The sequence below is a fragment of the Algoriphagus sp. SE2 genome (assembly GCF_039563885.1).
Lineage (GTDB): Bacteria > Bacteroidota > Bacteroidia > Cytophagales > Cyclobacteriaceae > Algoriphagus.
On the sequence record NZ_JBCLWJ010000019.1, the window covers coordinates 21,943 to 42,131 of the forward strand.

Here is a 20,189-nt window from a genome sequence, read left to right on the forward strand (position 1 = left end):
GAATTATTAGATTGTTGATTTCAAACCTAAGCATTCATGCTTACCTAAATTTCAAACATGAAAAAAGGGCATCAGGTCACAATGAAAGAGATTGCCAAGAAATTGGGAGTTTCAGTCTCTACTATTTCCAGAGCTTTAAAAGACTCTCCGGAATTGCATCCAGAGACCAAGAGGAAAATTGTGGAAATGGCAAAAGAAATGAATTACCAACCAAATCTTCTTGCCCAGAGTCTCAGAATCAGCAGAACCAAAACACTTGGGGTAATTGTTCCTGAGATAACTTCTCACTTCTTTGCTTCCTGTATCAGTGGTATTCAAGATCAGGCAAATGTTCGTGGATACAATGTCATGATTTGTCAATCTAATGAGCATTTAGAATTGGAAATGGCAAATATCAAAACTTTGGTTGCCACCCAAGTCGATGCTTTATTGATTTCATTGAGTAGAGAAACCAATCATTATGAGCATCTTTTTGAACTCTACAATCGAGAAATTCCATTTGTGTTATTTGACCGGGTTCATGAGGATATACCTGTGTCTAAGATAACTTTTAATGATGCAGGTGGAGCTTATCAGGTCACAAAACACTTGTTGGAAGAAGGCTGCAAACGAGTGATGTATGTATCAGGTCCAGAGGATTTATATATAAGTAAAAAGAGAAAAGAAGGGTACCTAAAAGCTTTAAAAGAATTTGGGATTCCTGAAAATGAAAGCTTGATAAAAGTTACTGATTTGACAACCGAAGGCAATACAGCAGTAGCAGAAGAAATACTAGAAATGGAGACACGACCAGATGGAGTGTTTTGTATGATAGATCCAGTAGCAGTGGAAGTTTTATTGAATTGGAAGAGTAAAGGGATCAAAATCCCTCAGGACATTGCTTTAGCAGGATTTACTGATAACCCTACTTCAGCAGTAATAGAACCTTCATTGACTACAGTTTCTCAACCAGGTTATGAGATGGGGAAACTTGCAGTAAGTCACCTATTAGATCAACTCGACGGAATCGCTTCTGATGATCCTATTTCTATCGTTTTAGAGACTACCCTTATTCCAAGAAAGTCCACAGAAATTATCAAATAATGCGTGAACTCATCACGAAATCTTTTCTTGAGATTTTTGCTCAAGAGCCAATTCACGCCTTTGCTCCAGGTAGAATTAATCTTATCGGAGAACATACAGATTATCAGGAGGGGTTTGTTTTTCCAGCTGCTGTAGCGCAGGGAATCTATTTTGGAATTCAAAAGAACAATAGTAATTCAGCAAGAATACATTCTTTTGATTTTAATGAAGATTTTAGATTTGATGTCAAATCTTTTTCTCCAAGAAAAGGTCATTGGGGAAATTATATTATGGGTATGGTCTCCCAATTAAACCAAGCCGGATATGAAATAGAGGGCTTTGACATGGTTTTCGGAGGAAATATTCCAGTGGGTTCAGGACTGTCATCTTCAGCAGCACTTTCCGTTGGAGTTGGCACTTCAATTTCAGGTTTGTTTGATTTAGATATCCCTAAGAAGTCACTTGCTTTATATGCCCAAAAGTCAGAGAATTTATTCGAAGGGTTGAATTGTGGAATCATGGATCCTTATGCATCTGCATTTGGTAAAGCAGATCATGCCTTGTTATTGGATTGTAGAAGCAATTCACATGAAGAAGTCCCTATTTCACTTGGGCAATACAGTTTGCTATTAGTTAATACAAATGTTAAACATAAACTAGCTGATTCTGCTTATAACAAAAGAAGATCTGCTTGTGAGGAAAGTGTGGATATTTTATCTTCTACTTTTACTGGCATTAAAACATTAAGAGATATTGCTGAAGCAGATCTTCCAAAAGTTAAATCCATCTTACCTAAAGAGCTTTTCTCCAAGGCAAAGCATGTGATTTTGGAAGACGTCCGAGTCCATCAGGCGGGAGAAAGTTTAAGAAGTGGAGAACTTGGAAAGTTTGGGGAATTAATGAAAGCATCACATAAAAGCCTTAGTCAAGATTATGAGGTGAGTTGTGAAGAGCTTGATTTCTTAGCAAAAGAATCTTGGAAAAAAAAGTATGTATTAGGTTCCAGAATGATGGGAGGAGGCTTTGGAGGCTGTACTATCAATTTATTGGAAAATAATCATATCCTTGAATTCAAGAAATCAATTGCTACAAGTTACTTAGCTGCTTTTAATATTGAACCGGACTTTATCGAGGTAAAACCTTCAGATGGAGCCAGATTAGTTAAATAAAATCTCTACCCGACTGGCAGATTTCTATTGTTTCAAAAAGAAATAATTTGTAATTCGCCCCGATTTGTCATATGATTTTCGGTTATTTGACGTCGATTTATTACAAATCCCCTAATTTCAGAAAAATTGATATTATGAATTTCCCAAAAAACCTACGTAACATTCTGCTCTTAGCAGTGCTAGTAAGTTTGGCTACTTGGAGTTGTAAAAACAAACGCTCCGGTTCACCAAAAGTGCTCGTTTTCAGCAAGACAGCAGGTTACTACCATGAATCCATTCCAAAAGGAATGGCAGCAATACAAAAACTAGGGGCCGAGAATGGCTTTGAAGTAGATACCACGACTCAGGCGGAAAAATTCACTGAGGAAAATTTAGCTCAATATGCTGCGGTAATTTTTCTAAGCACTACTGGTGATGTATTGAACAATTATCAGGAAGCAGATTTTGAAAGATATATTCAAGCTGGTGGTGGCTATGTAGGTATCCACGCAGCCGCTGACACAGAATATGGATGGGGCTGGTACGGCCGGTTAGTTGGAGGTTATTTCACAGATCATCCTGGAATTAATGACCCTAATCCAAATGTTCAACCTGGAGAAATCACTGTAGTTGATTCTAACAATCCTTCCACTTCATTTTTACCAAATCCATGGGCTAGAACAGATGAGTGGTATAGTTATAAAAACATGAATCCAGATGTTCATGTACTTTTAAATTTGGAAGAAGACTCCTATAAAGGTGGCTTTGATATGGGAGAGCATCCCATTGCTTGGTATCATGAATACGACGGAGGCAGAGCTTTCTATACTGGAGGTGGTCATACCGATGAATCATATTCCGAAGAATTATTCTTAAAGCATGTTTTGGAAGGCATAAACTATGCAATTGGTGATAATTTGGAACTCGACTATTCAAAGACAATCAGCAAGCGCGTTCCAGAGGAAAATAGATTTACAAAGACTCCATTGGCGACAGGTGTTTTTACCGAGCCCACTGAAATGACTATTCTTCCTAATCTTGATATTTTAGTTGCACAAAGGAGAGGAGAAATTCTATTCTTTGACAATGAAACAGAAGAGCTGAAAGAAGTAGGTAAACTCGACGTTTATTGGAGAACTGAAGTAAAAGGAGTGAATGCGGAAGAAGGATTGATGGGTATTCAAAAAGACCCTAATTATGCTGAAAACGGATATGTTTTCGTTTACTACGCTCCAGCTGGGGATGAGGAAATTAATAGACTTTCCCGATTTACATTTAAAAATGATACATGGGATATGTCATCAGAAGTAGTTATTCTGGATGTTCATTCTGACAGAGATATCTGCTGTCATACTGGTGGATCTATTGCCTTTGATAAAGAAGGTAATCTTTATCTTTCATTAGGAGATAACTCTACTCCATTTAATCAGGCAGATTCTAAGTTTAGAAATAACGGTTTTGCTCCATTGGATCAAAGACCGGGATATGAGCAATATGACGCAAGAAGATCATCTGGAAATGCAAATGATCTTAGAGGAAAAATCCTTAGAATTAAGGTAAACGAAGATGGTTCATATGATATTCCTGAGGGTAACTTATACCCAGTAGGAACGGAAGGAACGAGACCTGAAATATATGTTCAAGGAAATAGAAATCCTTATAGAATTTCTGTGGATCAGAAAACTGGTTTCTTGTATTGGGGTGAAGTTGGTCCCGATGCTAACGCAGACAGTATGGATACAAGAGGACCTAGGGGTTATGATGAATTGAACCAAGCTAGAAAAGCCGGGAATTTTGGATGGCCATTTGCTGTAGGTAATAATTATCCCTATCATGAATACAATTATGAAACGGGGGAATCAGGTCCCGCTTTCGATCCAAATGGACCAAAAAACACGTCAGTAAACAATACAGGAATTACAGAATTACCTGAACTTGCTCCGGCATTTATTTGGTATCCCTACGGAGAGTCTGCAGAATTTCCTCAGTTAGGTTCCGGGGGAAGAAACGCTATGGCAGGACCTGTGTATTATTCTGATATGTATACTGCCGACACCAAATTCCCTGATTATTTTGATGGAAAAATCTTTATCTATGATTGGATCAGAGGTTGGATTAAAGTGGTAACCATGAAGGAGAATGGCGATTATGATAAGATGGAGCCATTCATGCCTAATACCAAGTTTAATGCCTTGATAGATATGGAAATGGGTCCAGACGGCAGAATATACCTCTTAGAATATGGAAATGGCTGGTTCTCCAAAAATCCAGACGCTGCTCTTTCAAGAATCGACTTTAATGGTGGAAATAGAGCTCCTTCAGTAACAGAGATCTCTGCGGACAAAACATCTGGCACCAATCCACTTACCGTAACATTTACTGCAACCTCTTCGGACCCTGAAAATGATGCATTGACTTACACTTGGGATTTGGGAAATGGAGAAACCAAAACGACTGAGGTTCCTTCTATTACCCATACTTACAATACCATTGGAGAATATGAAGTAAAAGTAACAGCAAAAGATCCGGATGGACTTACTGGTACAAGTGGAATAGAGAGTGTTTATTCAGGAAATATAGCTCCTGAGGTTACCATAGCTATAAATGGCAACCAATCTTTCTACTTCCCAGGCAAAAAAGTCTCCTATAGTGTTTCTGTTGAAGACCCAGATAATCCTGAAGCTTCATCCGACATGAGTACATTATATGTTTCTGCTGACTATATCGAAGGTCTAGATCAGGCAGAATCTGACATGGGACACAAAGTGATGACTGAGGCCATGATGGGTAAATCTCTCTTTACAACCTTAACTTGTAAAACCTGTCACAAAGAGGCTGAAGCATCTGTAGGACCTTCTTATGTCGATGTTGCAAAAAAATACAATCAAAGAGATATTGATTACTTAAAAAATAAAATCAAGAACGGTGGTGGAGGAGTCTGGGGTGAAACTGCGATGCCAGCTAATCCAGACTTGAAAGATTCTGAATTGAATGCTTTGGTAGCTTATATTCTATCCTTGGATCAAGTAACTGTCCCATCTCTTCCAGCAACCGGTGCAGTAGATGCAACTGTGGGTAAAACTCCAAGCCCTAACGGTGTATTAATGCTAAATGCATCTTTTACAGATCAAGGTGGAGAAAATGTAAAACCTCTTACCGGTTCGACTACTGTTTTGTTAAGGAGCAATACCATAGATATGGGTAACACCGGGGATTATGCCGGGGGATATAGCAGTATGAGCTATGATGGAAACAACCTAGTAATGGTTCCTAAAAATGAAGCTTCATTCTCTATAAATAACGTGGACCTGACTGGAATTAGCTCTGTCACTGCAATCGCAGTAACTATGGGTAGTCTTGGAGATGAATATGATGTTGAACTTAGATTAAATTCTCCAACTGGTGAGCTGGTCGGATCTACTACTTTTGTGCAGCAACCAAACAAAGGACCTGAAGGATCTCCAAACTTTGGGCCATTTAACATTCCTGTTACCGGAACAGGAGACGGACAACCACATAAACTATTTGTGGTCACAAAGCCTAAAAATGATGGTGGTTCAGGCACCTTTATTATTTCGGGAATGACTTTCAATTCAAAATAAAAAACCAACCTTAAAACACGAAAAAGCCATCCTCAAATTGGGGATGGCTTTTTTATTTTCTTTTCACAGATTATTTTTTCTTTCGATAATTAGCTATTCAGACCGAAATCTAATTATTGCATTACCCCCTTTATCCAAATACTTTTTTAAGAATCAAACTTTGAATATCCGTAGGGTTGAGTTGGGTCTCCTTAGTTAGGTTTTTATCCGAAGATAGGAAAACAGGATGATCTAGCTTATCCTCAGGAACTCTACCATGTGCACCTTTCACCAACGTAGCATCTAATGGAATCACATCCATCAAGTACCTGAATCCCAATTTTTTCTTCAATACCTTTAAACCCACTTTTACCATGGGTAATTTGATACTTGGATTTATAAAAAGCTCTACAGGATCATACCCTGGTTTTTGATGAATAGCAACACATCTTGCATAATCAGGAGCCTTGGAATCATCCAACCAAAAATAATAAGTAAACCAGGAATCCTTATCTGCTACCACTACCAAATCTCCAGATCGTTCATGATGCAGATGATATTTCTTCTTGCCCTCTTCATCCAAAATCAATTCAATCCCAGGGCTTTCTTCCAACAGCTTTTTAACCAAAGGCAAATCACTTTTATCTTTCACATGGATGTGGGCCAATTGATGGTCGACAACAGCAAATGCTCTACTAGTACCAGCATCTAAAGTTTCCAAGCCCAATTCGTCTTTGACTTGGATAAGCCCTGCTTTTCTGAAAATACGATTTAGATGCACCGGATTATTTACCGAGGTAATCCCATATTCCGAAAGCAAAATCACCTCAGCCCCTTTATTTTCGTAGTAGGTTATCAAATCCTCACAGACCTTATCAATTTCATTCAAATCCTTCGAGATTTTTGAAAAATCAATCCCGTATTTTTGAAGCCCGTAATCAAGATGAGGTAAATAGATAAAAGTCAGAGTAGGATTTTCCCACTCATCGACTTTCTTGGAGGCGTCAGCAATCCACTGTGATGATTTAATACTGGTCTTTGGTCCCCAAAAAGAAAATAGTGGAAATTGACCAAGCTCTTCTTGCAACTTGTCTCGCAGATCCATAGGATGCGAATGACAATCTGGTAACTTCCTCCCATCTGATGGGTATAAAGGTCTAGGCGTTACCTGAAAATCAGCCGTAGAATACATATTGTACCACCAAAACATATTAGAGACTGTAAAATCAGGATTTTTCTCCTTGGCTACATCCCAAATATTTTTAGCCTGAACCAGCTTATTTGACTGTCTCCAAAATTTGATTTCGCATTCGTCCTTAAAGTACCATCCATTGCCAACGATACCATGCTCCGTAGGCCATTTCCCAGTCAAATAAGTAGTCTGTGCAGAGGTTGTTACCGCAGGCAAAACAGGATTGATGGAAGCCATATGACCTTTTGATGTCCATTCCCTTAAAAAAGGAGTATGTTCACCAATTAGTCTTTGTGATAAAGCAACAACATCAATTACTACTGTCTTTTTCATGCTTCTTTCATGTTTTCAGAAACCCATGAGAGCTCTCGGATAATGGAACTCTGAATATCAATATTCATTCCTTCTGGAAGCACATCCCAAGTGTAGGTTTCCACTTCCAAATGGTCGGTAATATTTTTTGATTTGAGATATTCCAAGACTTCTAAAATATCTGATTGAGTGGAAGAAACTTGTCCGTAATCAGACATAAAAACAGGGACATGAAAGTGAATTCGCCACTCTTCCTGATCTGTTTTTTCTAATTGTTCCAAAGCCTGGTCCAGATCTCTATATGATTCCAATTGGCCACTAGAATCTCTACCAATCACTTGATGTAGATAAGTTGACTCTGCGAAAGGAATTAAAGTCTCTCGAATTTCTTTCCTTTTATCGGTTGATTTTGGCAGATTTAATTTTAAAGCAGCCGAAACCTGAATCTTACCGATCTTGATTCCAGCAGTTTCCATAGCATGGAAAACATCTTCCGGCTTCTCATAAACCAAGGCAAAATGGCAAACATCATAACATAGCCTGATGTGCTCTTTTATAGCTTTCTCTGCATCCTCTTGGCTCATCGCTAAGGAATCCATCAAATCGCGTGTCCCCATTGGAATGAGCCAATCTTTGAAATAAGCGAGTACTTCAGCTGTATTTTCCAAAATACCATCTGGCTCTGGTTCAATATCCAGATGAAGGACTTTACCCGTTTTTTGCTTGATTTCAATCAATTTAATCACAACCTGAATCAGGTGAGTTGTTGATTTTGTAAGTGCTCGTTCTAATTCACTCTGGGATTTAAACCAAAATCTATAGGATAAAGGAGAAGTAGAAATACCACCTTCTATCTTGTCAGGCAGCACCTCCGCAAGAATCTCAAAAAGTCTAATCGTATAATCCCGCCGTTCTTTCGTTGTCCAATCTGGAGAATGAACATTATCTTTCACTATTTGCCCATGAAAGCCTCCATATGGGAAACCATTCATTGTAAAAACATAGGCGTTTTGTTCTTTTAGCCAAGTTTTAAAAATCTTTAGGTTTTCTGGCTTATGAAGTTCTAAACTTGCTTCATTAGAAAGCCTAAGACCAATCCCAAAATCCTGATCTGGAGAAAGGCTTGATTTAATAGTTGGAATATATTTTTTAAGATTTTCGAAGGTTTCTTTCCAGCTTTCTCCAGGGTGAATATTGGTACAATAAGACAGGTGTTTTCCTTCAATTTGCATAATTATAATTCAGTAATTTCTAAGATTTTAAATTTAAATCAATTAGCAATCAATCGATGCGATTGAAATGATTTCAACTTTTCTACAGCCTCAAGAATCAATTTTTGATCCATCTCATGCACTTCCTGACCTTTCCCAAGTTTAGCCAACAACATAATAGTCAATTGACCCCCTAAGTGCTCCCTGAATTCCTCCAAGCCTTTCAAAAGCATTTCTCCAGAAAGAACCGGATGATATAATTGAAATCCCAAAGATGATATGACAGCAATGATTCTATCTAATTCGGCTGAGGTAATCATTCCTTTTAAGAATGAATAAGTAGAATCCAAGGCTATTCCAATCGAAACAGCTTCTCCATGCCTGATTTCATATCCACTGAGATGCTCCATTTTATGTGCTGCCCAATGACCAAAATCCAAAGGTCTGGATGAGCCCATTTCAAATGGATCCTTTCCTGCAATATGATCCAAATGCATCTGTGCGCATCTTACTATCAACTCCTGCATTGGCTCCATTTCTCGATTTGCTAAAGCCGAGGCGTTTTCCTCTATCCATTCAAAAAAATCAACATCCTTGATCAATGCTACCTTAATCGCCTCAGAAATACCGGATCTCCAATCTCTATTATCCAAGGTTTTCAAGAAATTAAAATCATTCAATACGGCATAAGGAGGAGCAAATGTTCCTAAGTAATTCTTCTTACCAAATGAGTTAATACCATTTTTCACTCCCACCGCAGAATCATTTTGAGAAAGAACAGTAGTTGGAATTCTGATCAGCCTGATTCCTCTATGCGAAATCGCAGCGGCAAATCCTACCATATCCAAAACAGCTCCGCCTCCGACAGCTACGATGTAGGAATGTCTATCGATACCATATAAGTGAGTGGCTTCAACTACTTTTTCGTAATACTGAGGGTCATTTTTTGATGCCTCACCCCCAGGAACAATCAATGGTTCTGCACAAAGCTTGAACTGTGCTTGATAAGCATCTGCATAGGATTTAATCTGATCAACCAAACCCGGATGCTTTTCAAGGACACCACTATCAATCACAAAATAGGCTTTTCCTCCTTTACCATTATCTAACAGTTCAGCAAGTGTTGGATCTCCAACATTGAATATGTTTTCGGAGAAAATCACCGGATACGTATAAGGAACAGCAAATGATTGTTCTATTCTTCTTTTCATCAATTACTCAATCTAAAACAGGGGCAAAAGGTTCTTTTGCGCTGCAATTTATTGCTTTACAATTTAGAAAGGCTTAAGTCACAGCAAATTTTCTCGCTAACCAAAGCGAAATGGGTAATAAGATTAACACCAATAAGCCATAAAACCATCCTGCAAAGGCAGAAGACAGTGATGCATTTAATATTATGAGGGAAATTACCGCCGCTTTAACCGCTTTCCCGATCAGCTTAGGCTCTTGTTTTTTGATGGCTTTTATCAAAGGCGGGAAAATCATGTAAGCAAATAATCCAATGAAAGGGATTACTTCAAATGGCTTTCCTCCCCAAACAAAAGCTAAAACGATAATCGCCGCTATGATAATCAGGTACATTCCCAAGCCACCGAAGAGCGCTCTCTTGTTTTTGCCATGCACTTCTCCCCTGCTGATCATAGTGATTGCTGCTACAAAAACCAATGGAATTAGTCCAATAAATGCAAATTCGCTTACTAATCCCGGTACGACACTAACACCAAGAAGAAGATTTCCTGCACGGCACAATCCCATATTAATGGGACCAAAAAAATTCTGATGCTTTCCCCAATAATCATAGAGAACAGCGAAAATAGCAACTCCAAAAGCGATCAAGGCAGAAGTCATGGAAACTTGTGCTGCGGCAAGAACTCCAATCAAAAGAAGTGAAAAGGCCATAATTGAGGCACTTTTTATCGAAGCCCTCCCGCTTGGAATGGGCCTTTCTGGCCTTTCAATGGCGTCTAAATCAGCATCAAATACATCATTGAAAGCAACTCCACCTGCATATAATCCAATCGTGGACAACACTAACCAAGCTAAGTCAAAAAGATGGTTCTCAGAATTTGAAAAGGAAGTCAAATAAACCCCCATTCCTGCTATGGCGAAACCCGCTAAAATATCAGCGATTGCGGTTACCACATTTGCAGGTCTGGTTAGCTGCAAATGAGCAAATAACTTGGTTCCAAACATGAATTAATTTTCCACTCGATCACTAGGGCCCTCCACTCGAGGAACTTGACCACCTCTCAATACCGAATTTCCAGACATTTTTTTAGTCTGATCAATAGGCTCTGCATTTAACCAATCCATCTCGTCCATTTGACCACTTTGAGAATAGGCTGTCAACGCATTTTGATAGCAGGTCAATCTTATATGCTCCTCTGGAATTCCCATTTTTCTCATCAAAGCTGCTGTTTTTGGAACCGCTAATGGATCAGAAATCCCCCAATCTGCAGCTGAATCAACAATTATCCGCTCAGGTCCATATTGTTTTACAATTTCTACCATTCGCTCGCTTCCCATTTTGGTGTGCGGGTATATGGTAAATGCGGCCCAATAACCTCGATCAAGTACTTCTTTTACAGTTTCCTCATTGTTATGATCAACTATTACCATCTTAGGATCCAAGCCATGCTCCTCACTCACATCCATACTTTTCGTAGTTCCCTTTTTCTTATCTCTATGAGGGGTATGGATCATAACCGGCAAATCCATTTCTTTGGCAAGATCAAGTTGAAGTCGATAAAATTTATCTTCAGCGGCAGTTTGATCATCATAGCCAATTTCACCAATTGCAACGACTCCCTGCTTTCCAGCATACAAAGGTAAAAGTTCCATCACCTGCTCAGCTAATGGCTCATTATTCGCTTCTTTCGAATTCAATCCAATCGTGCAATAATGAACGATCCCGAATTGCTTGGCACGAAATCTTTCCCAACCTACCAAACTGCTGAAGTAATCTTTAAAACTTGCAGCCTCTGTCCGAGGTTGACCTAGCCAAAAAGCAGGCTCAATGATAGCTACAATGCCAGCTTTTCGCATAGCTTCATAATCATCGGTAGTTCTTGATGTAACGTGTATATGTGGATCAATAAACATTTCCATGTTTGGTAAATTTTGTTTCTCTAACTAATTAATTGCCAGTTGAAATTGAATTACGCCAAGGCCAATGCCTGTTCTCCAATCCAATTCCAGTTTAGCGTTCCAGATTTAATTTTATTCTCAATTTCTGGAAAACTTATCAATAATTCCTTTGCTTCAGGGTAATCGCTCATACTGCAAGCCAGCAAAGCAGCATTTCTCTCCAACTCATCTTCAGATTTTGTGACCTTCTCAATATCCTTGAAGTTTTCTGAATTAATAAAAGGTCCAACAAACCGCCACAATTCTGGGATAACATTTCTTCCAGCAGCCCACCTTTCATGGGCGAAATCAATGATGATATTTGCTAATTCCTTATTCGATCGAGATTCAGCATGTTGGATTCTAAATAAGGGTCTTTGCATAAAAATCGCCTTCACCACCATTTGATTCCAGGCACTTTCGTCAAAGTATTTTGAAGGATACGGATTATTTAAAGCAACAGCATCAAATACCAATGTAATATTTGTCCTTAGTCCTTCTCTTGCTCTTCCAACCATTTTATCCTTGAATGGCATGATCGGTAAGGCAGAATACAAGGCTTCGATTTCATGCATATCGCCTGTTTCAAATAGCTTCTGTAATGTCTGCTTCCAGGAATCAAAGTTTGGTGCAGGGTATTGCAGAAGCAAATAAATGCGAGCCGCCTGCAATTGAGTCCACAAATCCATTCTCAATCCTTCACAGAAAGATTGAGCTTCTTGAAATTGTTCCTCACTCAGTTTAAACGGATTGTTTTTAAAATATCTTGATGCTTGGCTAAAAGCCATAAAGAAATCCATTTCCTTTTCAGACAATAATATTTTCTCTCGCTTTTGAGCCAACCAAACAATAGACTTCTCTTCTACTTGGTCAGTTAGGGCTGAAAGTAAGATGGATGAAATTGGGTTTACTTTGTTTGGGGTAGACATATCGAACTATCAATTTCGAATGATTAAAAGGGTCTTTAAAGGTAAGGCTATATTCTCTTTTTTTTACGATAGAATAACACCATTGGTCAAAAAAAGGGGCTTTTTCAAGCTAAAATGAGAAAAATCATGTTTTCCATTTCCTGATTTCCAGCCACTTCTTTTTTACCTCATCTAGCTTCCCAACACATTTTTACAACTGGCTAGAGCCAAGAATAATTACTTACTTTTGAGCGGCTTCCTTTTCGCCTCTGTAAAATTTGAAAATAGGGTTCTCAAGATGCGAAGTTTCCATCAATTTCTCCATTTCTTCTACCTTTTCAGGATATTGAGAAGCGATGTTCTGGGTTTCGCCAAGATCTTTACTCAGGTCATATAATTCCAATGTTGGTGTATCACTTTGGAAAACTTCCAACTTAACCGCTTTCCAATCCCCCTTACGAATTGCCTGTTTTCCTCCTTGCTCATGAAATTCCCAATACAAATATTCATGTTTTGCTTGTTGGTCATCATGCCCCAACATAGCTGGTACAAAAGAGATCCCATCAATTGATTCTGAAATCTTATTTCCTGCAACTTCTGAAAATGTGGGTAATAAATCCCAAAATGCTGCCACATGATCAGAGGTAGTACCTGCTTTGATTTTACCAGGCCACCAAGCGATCATCGGTGCTCTTACCCCTCCTTCATACAAATCTCTTTTAAAACCCCTAAACGGTCCGTTACTATCAAAAAACTCAGGATCTGCTCCTCCTTCCCGGTGAGCACCATTGTCTGAGGAAAAAACGATTAAAGTATTTTCAGCAAGCCCGTTTTCTTCCAGCTTATCCAAAACCTCTCCAACATAACGATCGATTCTCTCCACCATCGCTGCGAACGTAGCATGCGGATAGGGTTGGGATTGGTAACCAGGAATCCTCATATCAGGACCATAATCGGCACCTTTACCTCCCACATATGGCTTTTCATCCGGAAACATCTGCTTATATTTTGCTAAAATCTCATCTTCGGGTGCTGCTAATTCAGCGTGAGGGGTCACTATTGGCATAAACAAGAAGAACGGTTTGTCTTTGTTCTCATCGATAAAAGCCAGCGTTTTTTCTTGAATAATATCCGGAGCATAATCACCTGTGGTCGTCCAGTCATTTCCGGGCAGATTTACTTTTTGATCGTTATGCCATAAATATGCAGGGTAATAGCGATGCGCATACCTCTGACAATTGTACCCAAAAAACTCATTAAACCCTTGATTGACAGGCTCACCTGAAGTACCAATAAACCCTAAGCCCCATTTCCCAAATGCTCCTGTCACATAACCTGCTTGCTGCAAAGCTTTACCTACGGTCATCACTGAATCTGGCATAGGCAATTGACCTTCCGGTTGTACTTCTGAATTACCTCTAATCGGGGTATGTCCAGTATGTAATCCTGTCAAAAATGAAGACCTAGATGGAGCACAAACTGTGGATCCTGAATAGAAATTAGAGAAAAACATCCCCTCCTTTGCCAAACGATCGATATTTGGTGTTTCTATATACTGCTGCCCCAAAAAACCTAAATCCCCATATCCCAAATCATCCGCCAGAATGAATATGATATTTGTCTTTTGAGTACTTTCTGCGGTCTCTTCAATTGGTCTTTGATCGCAACTAAATGCCATAAGTACGATTAAGCCCAAAAAAAGGACTTTCAATTGTCCTTTGTTCGAGGTGCCTTTTTTCTTTTTCATAGTTATTGGGTTAATCAAAAAAGCTCAATCAAGATTCACATTGATTGAGCTTTTAAATGTATTTCTAATTTAAGAATTTTTATTTTTCGGTCCATTCCATTGCTGTATCATTCCTGACTTTTTCGTTCTCTGAATCTATGGTTATTTCAGTCCCTATTATCAAAAAAAATTAGTCAAGAAATCAATAATAATTTTTTACAAGTAGGGAGTTTTCATGTATAAAAAAATCCAAGCCTCTCAACCTGGATTTTTTAGACTTCCGATTTTATTATTCTGATTTTCAGACTTTTTCAGTCCAATCTACGCCTGTATCTTTCCATGCTCTATCATTAGCTGAATTAATTACTGCTTCACATACTTTTTGTGTTTCAAAAGCATCTTTGAAAGTTGGATGACATTCAGTACCCTCATCTAAGCTCTTAAAGAAATCAGCAACTTGGTGAATAAATGAATGTTCGTATCCAATGGAAGTTCCTGGTATCCACCATCTATCCATATATGGATGATCACCGTCTGTCACGTGGATTGATCTCCAACCTCTCACCTTCCCTTCATCATCATGATCGAAATATTCCAATCGTGTCAGATCGTGCAAATCCCATCTGATAGAGGCATGTTCACCGTTGATTTCAAACGTATAGAGAGCCTTGTGACCTCTCGCATATCTAGTTGCTTCAAATAATCCCAAAGACCCATTATCAAAATGACAGTGGAAAATACATGCATCATCAATTCCTACTTTCTTTTTCTCACCGGTACTTTGGTGAACTCTTTCTTTAATAAATGTTTCAGTCATGGCAGAAACATCTTTGATTCCACCGTTGATCCACATGGCTGTATCAATACAGTGTGCCAACAAATCACCGGTTACTCCAGAACCTGCGGCCTCAACATCCAGTCTCCAAAGCGCATCTCCACCTTGCGGTAAATCAGGACTTATAGTCCAGTCTTGAAGGAAGTTTGCTCTGTAGTGGAATATTTTCCCGAGTTTCCCTGAAGCTACTATTTGCTTTGCCAAGGTTACAGCCGGTACTCTTCTGTAATTGTACCATACCGTATTTTGAACTCCTGCTGCTTCAATGGCATCTACCATTTCTTTTGCCTCAGCTACAGTCCTGGCCAAAGGCTTTTCGCATAAAATCATCTTTCCTGCTTTTGCTGCTGCAATTGCGATCTCAGCATGCATGTCATTTGGAGTACAGATATCAACGGCATCGATATCATCTCTTTCCAAGAGCTTTCTCCAATCAGTTTCCACTGATTTATAGCCCCATTGTTCTGCAAAGGCTTCTACTTTTTCTTTTCTTCTGGAACAAGCAGCTTGTAGCACGGGTCTGTGCTCATACTCTGGAAAGAAATCTGCTAATCTCTTATAGCCGTTTGTATGAATTCTTCCCATCAAACCTGTACCTATCAATCCTATTCTTATATATTTTTTATCACTCATTGTCTTAGAATTCTAAAATTGAAATTTGAATTTTTTTGATCTGTTAATTCCTCACTGTTCTTTCCAACCATGGGCTTCTCTTACCTTAATCATGGCAGCGAGTATATCATTCCAAGTCTGCTGACTTTCCATAACTGAATTTGGGAACATACATCCATCCCAACAGATGTGCTTAAAAGCTTTCGTCAGATTACCATTCTCATCTCTCAACCAGTACCCTGCATCATGAGCGATGTCCAGTAAGCCATTTGGATCTGTTGCCTGACAATGTCTGCCAGTCTTATCATGAGAGCCTGAACCAAAAACTGAACCGTCATTTTGAGCCACGTGGAAATCAATAGTCCAAGGTCTCAAGGCATCAGTAACGGTTTTTAAACCAGCTTCAATCACTTTACGATCGTGGAGATCAGCATCTTTAGGTATAATTCTATGCTCAGGTGCATTATAGCCCAAAGTATATAAGAACGTGTGAGACATATCTGCCTGAAGACCAATATTTGGTCTATCCACCATTTCCAAAAGTTCTACCATATATTTCCAGCTATGCATTGCTCCCCAACAAATCTCACCTTCTGCAGCAAGCTTTTCTCCATATCCTGCAGCTACATCGCAAGCTTCCCTAAATGTTTCCGCAATGATTTTTGTGTTTCCTGCCGGGTCTTTTGCCCAATCCTCAACTCCTGCGGCGGAATCTATCCTGACAACACCATATGGCCTTACTCCAAGATCTTTTAATTGTTTCCCAAATTCACATGCTTTGCGAACCATTTCAACAAAAGTCTTACGCTGATCAGCTGTACCCATCGCAGAACCTGCCCAAATTGGAGCAACTAAAGAACCGGCTACAAGATTATGTTTTTTAAGTTTTTCAGCTAAAATCTTAGCTTCATCTGGGTCATTGAGTGTGAAATGCGGTTCTAGTAAACCTAAATCAACCCCGTCAAATTTCACTCCATCAACTTCTGCTGCTGCAGTCATTGCCAGCATAGTATCAAAAGGAATTACTGGCTCGGAATCAGGTCCTTTCCCTACTATTCCCGGCCAAGTTGCGTTATGTAATTTTGGATAATTATTCATAGTTAAAAATGGGTTATTAGTTAATTAGAAATCAATTTCATTTTGTTTGAAAGATTGGAATCATTTAAAAGATTACTCCACTACTTTCAAATCAGGATTATCCGGACCAAAATGCTTCAGCATCACAATTGGATCTGTTTTCGAATGATTCGTGATTTTAACCCCAGCCTGTGCTGCTTTTTCAGATACAAAATATTCATCATGAGTCAATTGACCAAATCGAATCAATGCAGGAGTTTCAATATCCCAATCATTCATTTTTCCATAGCCTTGCATCATGATCATACCATATGCTGCGGAATCCTTTATAGTTACTGTTTGACCCGGAAAAACGGTCAATTCTTTCGCACTATAATCATGGGATCTATAGCATATCCATTTGTCATCATAACCCTTTGCATTCATTTCAGCTCGATCCTCCACTGGAATTGGTTCCATATAATGGTTATCCATAATATTAGGATTCACATTCAATTCCCAATCAATCATTTCCACTAAGAGCTCGTAATCTCCCCACCGATCTTTTGGCGTCGCATTCCATAGCAATTCATCGGGAATAATCGCTTCATTGACCAAAGATTGATACATCGCAAATATGTCAGAAGCCTTTTGCGGCTCATATGTACACAAACTTCCTGGAGCATGAAGCATGCCTGGAGGCACATTCCATCCAGTACCAGGCTGCAGTCTAAATGCCTGCGAGTAATTGGTTATTTTATTATCTCCTTTTTTAAAGTTCTTTAGACATTCCAGAATCGTCTCTTTGGATGTTCCGGGAGCGATCCCAAAAAATGTATAAGGATAATCTCCTCCGTGGTTATTGACTTGTGGAGGAAAATAATATGCTTCCGGCTTTCCATTTTGTCCCGTTAGTTTCCCGAATTCATCACTGGGGTGAATATGGTGTGGCAATGGCCCCATATTATCAAAGAACTTAGAGTACATGGGCCAGGATTTATATTTATCCCAAAGTCTATTCCCTATAATCTCCCCTCTAAGTTCATCAATAGCATCTTTTAAAAGGAACAGTTCTGTTTTCCCACCGTCTTCAAATGCGATATGGCTCAACCCTTCATTTTTACTTGTCAATGGGCCATTTTGAGCTGGAGTTGTCGATGAAAACCAACGCTCATCAATTCCTCCTCTTTCACCACCCAAACAATAATAATCATCTGGATGCAATTTTATTCTTCGGCCAGGAACACAAAAAGACCGAGGTACCCAGGTAGGAGTCAATCTTAAAATACCTTCACCTTGTTCGAGCGCTTTCGTTGCTAAACTCATTTCTTAGTATGGGTTAATGGGTTATTGAGTAAATTATTAAGTTTGAATAAACCATGTCTATCCAATTTTTTATTTAAAATCCAGCACTTCATTGCCAGTAATCACTTCCAGTTTTAAATCATAAGATCTGCTTTCACCCGGCGGGATCATGATCAGTGTACCATTTTTACTAGCCGCCGCTTGTCCAATAGGTGGGTTTGTTGCAGGCTCCAAAGCAGTAACATATTCATTTTTTCCCCAATGCTGCCAATGAATCAACCAGGGCATTTGACTTTTCGAATATGAAATCTTCAACCCAAGTTGCAGCTCATTATTTGCATATCCGCAAACCACTTGGTCCTGGGAATTTGCTTTCGGCTTGATAAAAGCTACGTCTTCTCCAAATCCATTATGTTCTTCTAAAGGAGGAGCACAGACTTTAAATCGATGCTTTTTATTAAACTCAGTATTATTTACATCACTCTCTTTTGGGACAATTTCTCCGTCCCATATAATCCTAGTTCCCTCATCTATCAGTGGCCACCCACAGTTAATATGATATAAAATCATATGAGGAGCTGGAGTATTTCCTTTATTGACAATTGTATCACTGACTTGAAGCAAGGCAGATCCCAAATTCCCGGAGATCTTTCTTGTCAATTCCAAACTTGGGCCAAACGTGGTTGTTTCTCTGACTTTCCCGACTATTTCGAAAGTAAAATCATTTTGAAATGGGTCCGGCTGCTTTATAGAAACAAGTTCAGCCGGAATATTACTGAAATTTCCATGTAATCCTCTTTCACCATTTCTGTCCTCATTAGGAGGCCCGGCATTTGAAAGACCACAAGTAGTCAATAAACCTCCACCAAATGTCCTAAGCCAATCAATCCCTTTATTAGAAAATGGCTGGGGTCCAATAGTTCCTCCATGACTGATCCATGACAGACTGCTTTCATTATAAAAGCAATCCAGAATATCAAAGCCTCTATCTAAAATAACCTTGTACCTTAATCCGGTACCGGTATTAATCCAAGCTATTCTTACTCCCCTTCCTGCTCCGTTATCAAGCACCGAAGTTTCAATTCCTCCAAGTTGCTGAGAATTGGAAATTTTATGCTTCCATTTATCTATTTGAGCTATTTTGGGTGAGTTCATGCTTTATTTTAACACCTTAATTTCTTATTTGAAGGCCTGTCTTCCATCCTGTAGTGTCAGGTTTAAAAGTTAACCGTATCCTATTATTATATCAAGTAACTGTTGACCAATGGTTAAATATTTTAAAAAAAAAGCACCGATAAGAAGCTGTAATTTCTATCGGTGCATTTAACGTGACAATTAATCTATATTTCCAACCCAATTAATTCATTTTTATCATCAAATCTTTATACTGTACTTTCATTGGAGGACCTACATGAACTTGAACTCCTAGATATCCTTTTGCTGAAAAATTAGCTGGATCTTCATCATGAACTTCACTCATTAAAATGCCATTGACGTAATGTTTCAACACATTTCCTTTAGCGATAATATGAATATCATTCCAATCCTCAGATTTTATTTTTGTCTTCAACTCATCCCGATCTCCAAGCTCTTCAATAACATTCAGACCTTTCCAGGCATTCCTTTCTACATAATCCCTTAAATTCCCAGTAGGATTTTCCTGAGGTGTTATTTTAGTTTTTTGTCCTCGGTAAGCCAAAGTCGTTCTTTTTCTCTCTTCGTAATTCTGTCCAGTATAATTGATTTTCCCATCTATATCCGCTTGGTATCCTTTTAGCGCATAAGGAACATCGGGCACAATATCACTTCTATAATTAATACCAGAATTTCCAGATTCAGAGATTTTGAATTTTGCTTTCAATTCAAAATCTCCTGGCTGACCACCCTGCCATATCAAAAATGTATTTGCCTTTAATAACGTCTCAGGTGTGATTAACCCTGTTATCGCACCGTCTTCCACACTCCAATAAGTAGGATCGCCTTCCCAGCCATCTAGTGTCTTTCCATCAAAAATAGATTTGAAATCACTTTGAGGCTGATTGGAATATTCTGCCGGTTTATCGGCGGGAATCATACTCAACAACAGCCCTAAGGCTACTGTTGGTAAAATCCCTA

The 20,189-nt window shown here is 38.9% G+C and carries 15 protein-coding genes; 3 read left to right on the forward strand and 12 right to left on the reverse strand.

What is annotated here, in order from left to right; translation table 11 throughout:
- Positions 1-57 precede the first annotated feature (57 nt).
- From AAGF08_RS17920 to AAGF08_RS17930, 3 genes are all read left to right on the forward strand, one after another.
- Positions 58-1,083, forward strand: coding sequence for a LacI family DNA-binding transcriptional regulator (locus AAGF08_RS17920; RefSeq protein ID WP_343512740.1), 1,026 nt, complete (start codon positions 58-60; stop codon positions 1,081-1,083).
- Positions 1,083-2,231 (forward strand): galactokinase, encoded by a 1,149-nt coding sequence (gene galK, locus AAGF08_RS17925; protein ID WP_343512741.1) that lies wholly within the window; start codon positions 1,083-1,085, stop codon positions 2,229-2,231. Before AAGF08_RS17920 ends, galK begins: the two co-directional genes overlap by 1 nt.
- A gap of 134 nt (positions 2,232-2,365) precedes the next feature.
- Positions 2,366-5,812 carry a ThuA domain-containing protein gene (locus AAGF08_RS17930; protein WP_343512742.1) on the forward strand — a complete coding sequence of 1,149 codons (3,447 nt, stop codon included), beginning with the start codon at positions 2,366-2,368 and terminating at the stop codon, positions 5,810-5,812.
- Positions 5,813-5,942: 130 nt separating this feature from the next.
- Here the strand turns inward: AAGF08_RS17930 and AAGF08_RS17935 are convergent, their stop codons facing one another.
- The 12 genes from AAGF08_RS17935 to AAGF08_RS17990 all read right to left on the reverse strand — a co-directional run bounded on the left by AAGF08_RS17935 (position 5,943) and on the right by AAGF08_RS17990 (position 20,148).
- Positions 5,943-7,316, reverse strand: coding sequence for a nucleotide pyrophosphatase/phosphodiesterase family protein (locus tag AAGF08_RS17935; protein ID WP_343512744.1), 1,374 nt, complete (start codon positions 7,314-7,316; stop codon positions 5,943-5,945).
- Entirely contained in the window at positions 7,313-8,527 is a 1,215-nt protein-coding gene (gene eboE / locus AAGF08_RS17940; protein WP_343512746.1) for a metabolite traffic protein EboE, read from the reverse strand. Before eboE ends, AAGF08_RS17935 begins: the two co-directional genes overlap by 4 nt.
- Positions 8,528-8,565: 38 nt before the next feature.
- Positions 8,566-9,717, reverse strand: coding sequence for a 3-dehydroquinate synthase (locus tag AAGF08_RS17945; protein ID WP_343512747.1), 1,152 nt, complete (start codon positions 9,715-9,717; stop codon positions 8,566-8,568).
- Positions 9,718-9,790: 73 nt separating this feature from the next.
- On the reverse strand, positions 9,791-10,699 hold the full coding sequence (gene eboC / locus AAGF08_RS17950) for a UbiA-like protein EboC (RefSeq protein ID WP_343512748.1): 909 nt from the start codon (positions 10,697-10,699) through the stop codon (positions 9,791-9,793).
- A gap of 3 nt (positions 10,700-10,702) precedes the next feature.
- On the reverse strand, positions 10,703-11,614 hold the full coding sequence (locus AAGF08_RS17955; RefSeq protein WP_343512749.1) for a TatD family hydrolase: 912 nt from the start codon (positions 11,612-11,614) through the stop codon (positions 10,703-10,705).
- A gap of 50 nt (positions 11,615-11,664) precedes the next feature.
- A complete protein-coding gene (locus AAGF08_RS17960; protein WP_343512751.1) occupies positions 11,665-12,561 on the reverse strand; it encodes an EboA domain-containing protein in 897 nt (298 codons plus the stop codon).
- 220 nt (positions 12,562-12,781) lie between these two features.
- The gene (locus AAGF08_RS17965; RefSeq protein ID WP_343512753.1) at positions 12,782-14,287 is read right to left on the reverse strand and encodes an arylsulfatase; all 1,506 of its coding nucleotides are present in this window, start codon (positions 14,285-14,287) and stop codon (positions 12,782-12,784) included.
- Positions 14,288-14,567: 280 nt separating this feature from the next.
- Positions 14,568-15,734 (reverse strand): Gfo/Idh/MocA family oxidoreductase, encoded by a 1,167-nt coding sequence (locus AAGF08_RS17970; protein ID WP_343512754.1) that lies wholly within the window; start codon positions 15,732-15,734, stop codon positions 14,568-14,570.
- Between the two features lie 51 nt (positions 15,735-15,785).
- The gene (locus AAGF08_RS17975; protein ID WP_343512755.1) at positions 15,786-16,811 is read right to left on the reverse strand and encodes a TIM barrel protein; all 1,026 of its coding nucleotides are present in this window, start codon (positions 16,809-16,811) and stop codon (positions 15,786-15,788) included.
- A gap of 72 nt (positions 16,812-16,883) precedes the next feature.
- Entirely contained in the window at positions 16,884-18,095 is a 1,212-nt protein-coding gene (locus AAGF08_RS17980) for a hypothetical protein (protein WP_343512756.1), read from the reverse strand.
- 69 nt (positions 18,096-18,164) lie between these two features.
- The gene (locus AAGF08_RS17985) at positions 18,165-19,229 is read right to left on the reverse strand and encodes an aldose 1-epimerase family protein (RefSeq protein ID WP_343512757.1); all 1,065 of its coding nucleotides are present in this window, start codon (positions 19,227-19,229) and stop codon (positions 18,165-18,167) included.
- 202 nt (positions 19,230-19,431) lie between these two features.
- Positions 19,432-20,148: a DUF1080 domain-containing protein gene (locus tag AAGF08_RS17990; RefSeq protein ID WP_343512783.1), complete on the reverse strand. Its 717-nt coding sequence runs from the start codon at positions 20,146-20,148 to the stop codon at positions 19,432-19,434.
- Positions 20,149-20,189 lie beyond the last annotated feature (41 nt).

What these genes read in the sequence shown, in the direction of transcription:
- AAGF08_RS17920 (WP_343512740.1), top strand. Translation starts at nt 58, where the DNA reads ATGAAAAAAGGGCATCAGGTCACAATGAAAGAGATTGCCAAGAAATTG.
- galK (WP_343512741.1), top strand. Translation starts at nt 1,083, where the DNA reads ATGCGTGAACTCATCACGAAATCTTTTCTTGAGATTTTTGCTCAAGAG.
- AAGF08_RS17930 (WP_343512742.1), top strand. Translation starts at nt 2,366, where the DNA reads ATGAATTTCCCAAAAAACCTACGTAACATTCTGCTCTTAGCAGTGCTA.
- AAGF08_RS17935 (WP_343512744.1), bottom strand. Translation starts at nt 7,316, where the DNA reads ATGAAAAAGACAGTAGTAATTGATGTTGTTGCTTTATCACAAAGACTA.
- eboE (WP_343512746.1), bottom strand. Translation starts at nt 8,527, where the DNA reads ATGCAAATTGAAGGAAAACACCTGTCTTATTGTACCAATATTCACCCT.
- AAGF08_RS17945 (WP_343512747.1), bottom strand. Translation starts at nt 9,717, where the DNA reads ATGAAAAGAAGAATAGAACAATCATTTGCTGTTCCTTATACGTATCCG.
- eboC (WP_343512748.1), bottom strand. Translation starts at nt 10,699, where the DNA reads ATGTTTGGAACCAAGTTATTTGCTCATTTGCAGCTAACCAGACCTGCA.
- AAGF08_RS17955 (WP_343512749.1), bottom strand. Translation starts at nt 11,614, where the DNA reads ATGGAAATGTTTATTGATCCACATATACACGTTACATCAAGAACTACC.
- AAGF08_RS17960 (WP_343512751.1), bottom strand. Translation starts at nt 12,561, where the DNA reads ATGTCTACCCCAAACAAAGTAAACCCAATTTCATCCATCTTACTTTCA.
- AAGF08_RS17965 (WP_343512753.1), bottom strand. Translation starts at nt 14,287, where the DNA reads ATGAAAAAGAAAAAAGGCACCTCGAACAAAGGACAATTGAAAGTCCTT.
- AAGF08_RS17970 (WP_343512754.1), bottom strand. Translation starts at nt 15,734, where the DNA reads ATGAGTGATAAAAAATATATAAGAATAGGATTGATAGGTACAGGTTTG.
- AAGF08_RS17975 (WP_343512755.1), bottom strand. Translation starts at nt 16,811, where the DNA reads ATGAATAATTATCCAAAATTACATAACGCAACTTGGCCGGGAATAGTA.
- AAGF08_RS17980 (WP_343512756.1), bottom strand. Translation starts at nt 18,095, where the DNA reads ATGAGTTTAGCAACGAAAGCGCTCGAACAAGGTGAAGGTATTTTAAGA.
- AAGF08_RS17985 (WP_343512757.1), bottom strand. Translation starts at nt 19,229, where the DNA reads ATGAACTCACCCAAAATAGCTCAAATAGATAAATGGAAGCATAAAATT.
- AAGF08_RS17990 (WP_343512783.1), bottom strand. Translation starts at nt 20,148, where the DNA reads ATGATTCCCGCCGATAAACCGGCAGAATATTCCAATCAGCCTCAAAGT.